The sequence below is a fragment of the Pseudomonas sp. 13B_3.2_Bac1 genome, from assembly GCF_025466205.1.
Lineage (GTDB): Bacteria > Pseudomonadota > Gammaproteobacteria > Pseudomonadales > Pseudomonadaceae > Aquipseudomonas > Aquipseudomonas fluorescens_H.
This window is the reverse complement of sequence record NZ_JANLOG010000119.1, coordinates 1-4,611: the sequence shown is the minus strand read 5'-3', so window position 1 is coordinate 4,611 and position 4,611 is coordinate 1. Positions and strand designations below refer to the sequence as shown.

5 protein-coding genes are annotated in these 4,611 nt (G+C 59.5%); 2 read left to right on the top strand and 3 right to left on the bottom strand.

Annotated features, from left to right (window positions below; translation table 11 throughout):
* Window positions 1-26: 26 nt before the first annotated feature.
* Window positions 27-899 (bottom strand): LysR family transcriptional regulator, encoded by an 873-nt coding sequence (locus tag NTD85_RS20560; protein ID WP_262143069.1) that lies wholly within the window; start codon window positions 897-899, stop codon window positions 27-29.
* Between the two features lie 160 nt (window positions 900-1,059).
* Between NTD85_RS20560 and ampC the strand changes: the two genes are divergently transcribed.
* Complete coding sequence (gene ampC, locus NTD85_RS20555) at window positions 1,060-2,226, top strand: class C beta-lactamase (RefSeq protein WP_262143068.1); 1,167 nt, start codon at window positions 1,060-1,062, stop codon at window positions 2,224-2,226.
* Between the two features lie 102 nt (window positions 2,227-2,328).
* Here ampC and NTD85_RS20550 read toward each other — a convergent pair whose 3' ends face one another.
* Complete coding sequence (locus NTD85_RS20550; RefSeq protein WP_262143067.1) at window positions 2,329-2,901, bottom strand: DUF4174 domain-containing protein; 573 nt, start codon at window positions 2,899-2,901, stop codon at window positions 2,329-2,331.
* Window positions 2,902-3,110: 209 nt separating this feature from the next.
* Between NTD85_RS20550 and NTD85_RS20545 the strand changes: the two genes are divergently transcribed.
* Window positions 3,111-3,584, top strand: a complete 474-nt coding sequence (locus NTD85_RS20545) for a GNAT family N-acetyltransferase (protein ID WP_262143066.1) — start codon at window positions 3,111-3,113, stop codon at window positions 3,582-3,584.
* A 68-nt stretch (window positions 3,585-3,652) separates the two neighbouring features.
* Here the strand turns inward: NTD85_RS20545 and NTD85_RS20540 are convergent, their stop codons facing one another.
* Window positions 3,653-4,438, bottom strand: a complete 786-nt coding sequence (locus NTD85_RS20540) for a sulfite exporter TauE/SafE family protein (RefSeq protein WP_103484127.1) — start codon at window positions 4,436-4,438, stop codon at window positions 3,653-3,655.
* Window positions 4,439-4,611 lie beyond the last annotated feature (173 nt).

Sequence of the window (4,611 nt, the reverse complement as noted above, 5' to 3'; positions counted from 1 at the left end):
CCCGCTCCCACAGGGGGGGATTTGTATCAGGCAGAGATTTGTAGCAGCCAGTTTTTGAACGCAGTCATCGCTGCCGTCTCCGGCCGCGACTGCAAGCGCGTCAGCCAATAACTGCCGGTGGTGATTTCAATCGCAAACGGCTGGCGAATCACGTCCGCCGCCAGTTGCCGGGCGAACATCAGCGGCGGCGCCAAGGCCACCCCGCTGCCCTGCAGCGCCGCTTCCATCATCGCCAGCGACGAATCGAACACAATGCTCTGCGGCGGTGCCGCGTGGGTGGCCAGGCCTGCGGCGTGAAACCACTCCGGCCACTCATCGGTGCGATAGGAACGCAGCAAGCGTTGTTGCAGCAGATCGCCCGGGGTGTGCAGCTGCCGGGCAATTTCCGATACGCACAGTACCGATAGTGGAGCGTCGAGCAGACGCGTTGCCTCGATGCCATGCCACGCTCCGGCGCCAAAACGAATCGCGTAATCCAGCCCCTCAGCGGCGACGTCGACACGATTGTTGTTGGTCGACAGCCGCAAATCTATGAGCGGATGTTTCGCCTGGAAGTCTGCCAGTCGCGGCAGCAGCCAACCGACCGCAAAGGTTCCTACGGCGCCCACGGTCAACATTTCCCGATACTGACCGCCGGCCAGCCGCTCGAGCATCTGCGCGATATGATCGAACGACGTGGTCAACACCGGCAACAGGGTTTCCCCTTCACTGGTCAGCATCAGCCCACGGGGCAGGCGTTTGAACAGGGTGACATTGAGCTGCGCTTCAAGGCTTTTGACTTGATGGCTCACCGCCGCTTGGGTCACGCACAATTCCACAGCGGCGCGGGTAAAGCTCAGATGCCGCGCCGAGGCTTCGAACGCGCGCAGTGCATTGAGCGGCAGTTGAGGTCGAATCATGCCCAGTCCCAAATTTTTCTAATGGCTCATGCGAAATATCATCGTTTGTCGACGAGTGCCAGACTGCCTAAATTGTCGGCGCTGATCAGCTGCCCAACATTGCGATTGCCCGCAGTCTAGCGGGATAACACCCTCAACACTCATGGAGAGTGGTTCATTTATGTCATTCATCAATCCGAGCAAAGTCATTTCCTACAGCGCATTCGGCCTGTTTTTCGGCGCCGCAGCGTGCATGGCTGCCACGCCCAGCGACGAGCAACTGCAAGCCCTGGTGAACAAAGCCGTCACCCCGGTGATGCAGCAGCAGAACATCCCCGGCCTCGCTGTGGCCATCACCGTCAACGGCCAGCCGCATTACTTTAATTACGGCGTCGCCGCCAAGGATACCGGGCAGAAAGTCAGCGAAAACACCCTGTTCGAAATCGGCTCGGTGAGCAAAACCTTCGCCGCGACCCTGGCCGGCTACGCGCAGGCGACGGGTAAACTGGACCTGTCGACCAAGGCCAGCCAGATCTGGCCAGAACTCAAGGGCAGCGCCTTCGATGGCATCAGCGTGCTGCAACTGGGCACCTACAGCGCCGGCGGCCTGCCGCTGCAATTCCCTGACGAGTGGGACTCGGCGGACAAGATGCTCGGCTACTACAAACAGTGGAAACCGAGCTTCCCGGCCGGTAGCCAGCGTCTGTATTCCAACCCGAGCCTGGGCCTGTTCGGTTATCTGGCCGCCAAGACCCTCGGTCAGCCATATGATCAGGTGATGAGCGAAACCCTGCTGCCGAAACTCGGCCTCAAGCACACCTTCATCCAGGTGCCCGCGTCCGAAGCCAAGCTTTACGCCCAAGGTTACGACAAGAAAGACCAACCGGTTCGGGTCAGTCCAGGCGCACTGGATTCCGAAGCCTACGGTATTAAAACCAGTGCTGCGGATCTGCTGCGGTATGTCGAGGCCAACCTGAAACCGGCCAGCCTTGAAGCGCCACTGCAAAAAGCTATCGCCGCGACCCACACCGGTTACTACACCGTTGGCGACATGACCCAAGGCTTGGGCTGGGAGCGTTATGCCTACCCGATCAGCCTCGATAAATTGCAGAACGGCAACTCGACGCCGATGGCCATGGAAGCGCATAAGGTCAAATGGCTGGCCTCGCCACAGCCTGAACCGGCCAACGTGCTTTACAACAAAACCGGCGCGACCGGAGGCTTCGGCGCCTATGTGGCGTTTGTGCCGTCGAAGGATCTCGGCATCGTGATCCTGGCGAACAAGAATTACCCGAATGCGGAACGGGTGAAGATTGCCCACGAAATATTCAGCGCCCTGACTGACTGATATTGAAACTGTGGCGAGGGGATTTATCCCCTCGCCACAAACGGGCAATAAAAATGGGCGACCCTGCAGAGGTCGCCCATTTTTTTGATTCAGGCCATGCCGTCAATCATCCGGCATTTCCGGTGGTTTGCTCGGTTTCGCGGGTTTGGTTGGCTTGGCGCCCTTCTCGCCTTTCTTGGCTGCCGGTTCGGCGGCAGTGGCCTTGGTATCGGCGACCGTTGGTACGGTGATGTCTTTCTCGCTGGCCGGCAGCGCATCAACCGTGTCGAAGATTTTCTTCAGGTCCACCGACTTCGCTTCATCGCCCGAGGCCGAAAGTTTGATTTCGCCGTCCTTGCCGATCAGGAACACTTTCGGGTACGCGCCGGCACCGAGTTTCAGCGAACGCAGCAAAGCCATGGTGTCTTGCTGGCCGAGGTCTTTGCCATCGAGCTGACCGGCCATATTGAGGATGGTGTAGACCTTGATGCTGCGATCAGTCACACCTTTCTTGCTCGCCGGATCGTCCAGCGATTTTTTCAGCCCCACCCACACCGGGTCGACGGTGCTTTGTGCGATCACGATCAGCGGTCGGGCCCGTCCCATATCCCCGGCTATGGGCGAGTCGTTGTCAGCGGCGAACAAGGGGCCGGCAATCGCCAGCAAGAGTGTCAGGGTCAGTGACCTGATGAGCATGCGCATCTCCTTTTGATATCCACGCTCTAATGATTGCGCATCGTGGCGATTGTTCCGGGGTCGTGCCCGGCAAATATGTTTCGCCTTGTCAGAAGCTTAGGTCAGCCCCGTCATTGCGCAACCACATCGGCGTAATCGTGACGCGGATTTGATTACCTTTTGTGAGCGCATTAGGGTGGTCGTTCTGCCCACGAAATGGAGTTCACCCCATGCACATCGACTACCTGTGCGATCACCCGCATTTGATTGAGGAACTGGCCGAACTCAATTTCCAGGAATGGGGCGAGTTCCGTCCCGGCGACACCCTTGCAGCCCGCACCGAACGGATGCGCGCCGCCTGCGGCAAAGGTGCAATTCCCAGCGTGGTGGTGGCCATTGAAGACGGCAGATTGCTCGGTGGCGCGCTGCTGATCGACAGTGACATGAAGATCCGTCCCCAACTGACGCCATGGCTGGCGGGCGTCTATGTGAAAGCCGAAGAGCGTGGACGCGGGATTGCTTCGCAACTGGTCAACAGGATCGTCGATGAAGCGGCGGCGTTGGGGGTGACCGAGTTGTATCTGTACACCGACGCGGCGCAGTCGCTGTATGCGCGGCTGGGATGGGAGGTGGTCGAGGATCTGGTTTACGAAGACCTGCCGGTGACCGTCATGAAATTCAACATCATTCATACCCCAGTGTAGGAGCTGCCGCAGGCTGCGATCTTTTGATTTTGAAGGTCAAAAGATCGCAGCCTGCGGCAGCTCCTACATCAGAACGCCAGTTTGTAGCCGATCAACAGCAGCATGGTCGCCAGGCACGGGCGCAGCAATTCATCGGAAATGCGCCCGGTCAGGTGGCTGCCGAGCCAGATGCCCGGCAGCGAACCCATCAGCAGGAAGCCCAGCACGCCCCAATCCATGTTGCCCATGCTCGCATGGCCCAGACCCGCAACGAGGGTCAGCGGTACGGCGTGGGCGATTTCGGTGCCGACCAGACGCCGGGTCGGCAACAGCGGGTAGAGGATGAACAGCGCGACCGTGCCCAAGGCGCCGGCGCCGATTGAAGTCAGGGCGACCATGGTGCCGAGGATCAGGCCGGTGATCACCGTCATCAGATTCAGGCGCGCGCCGCTCGGGTTGTAGTTGCCGCCAGCGCGTTTGTGGGCGAATTCGAGGAGGCGCTTCTTGAACAGAATCGCCAGCGCCGTGGCGAACAGCACCCAACCCAAGGCTTGTTTGATGATCGCGTTCATCGCCTCGGGCGCGGTGTGCAGACTGCTGAGAAACCACAAGGTCATCGCCACCGCTGGCACGCTGCCGAGGGTCAGCCAACCGGTGATGGCCCAGTCGATGTTGTCGTTTTTCTTGTGCACCAGCACGCCACTGGATTTGGTAATGGCTGCGTACAGCAGATCAGTGCCCACCGCTGTTGCCGGGTTGATGCCGAACCACAGCAGGATCGGCGTCATCAAGGAACCACCGCCGACACCGGTCATGCCGACAATAAAACCCACCACCAGCCCGGCAATCACCAGGCCGAAATTTGCCAATTCCATTAAGACGTCCAGAAAAAACGACAGGAAAAATCTGGCCCGCAGCATAGCGATTTTTCATATAACCACATATATCAATGCGGTCTATCGTTATGCCTTCTAGCCACACCGCCTTATTCTGTGGGAGCGGGGGGGGGGGGGGGGGGGGGGGGGGGGGGGGCGGGGTGTGTGCTGTC

Excerpts from the sequence above, each read along its gene's own strand:
- NTD85_RS20545 (WP_262143066.1), top strand. The coding sequence starts at position 3,111 with ATGCACATCGACTACCTGTGCGATCACCCGCATTTGATTGAGGAACTG.
- ampC (WP_262143068.1), top strand. The coding sequence starts at position 1,060 with ATGTCATTCATCAATCCGAGCAAAGTCATTTCCTACAGCGCATTCGGC.
- NTD85_RS20540 (WP_103484127.1), bottom strand. The coding sequence starts at position 4,438 with ATGGAATTGGCAAATTTCGGCCTGGTGATTGCCGGGCTGGTGGTGGGT.
- NTD85_RS20560 (WP_262143069.1), bottom strand. The coding sequence starts at position 899 with ATGATTCGACCTCAACTGCCGCTCAATGCACTGCGCGCGTTCGAAGCC.
- NTD85_RS20550 (WP_262143067.1), bottom strand. The coding sequence starts at position 2,901 with ATGCTCATCAGGTCACTGACCCTGACACTCTTGCTGGCGATTGCCGGC.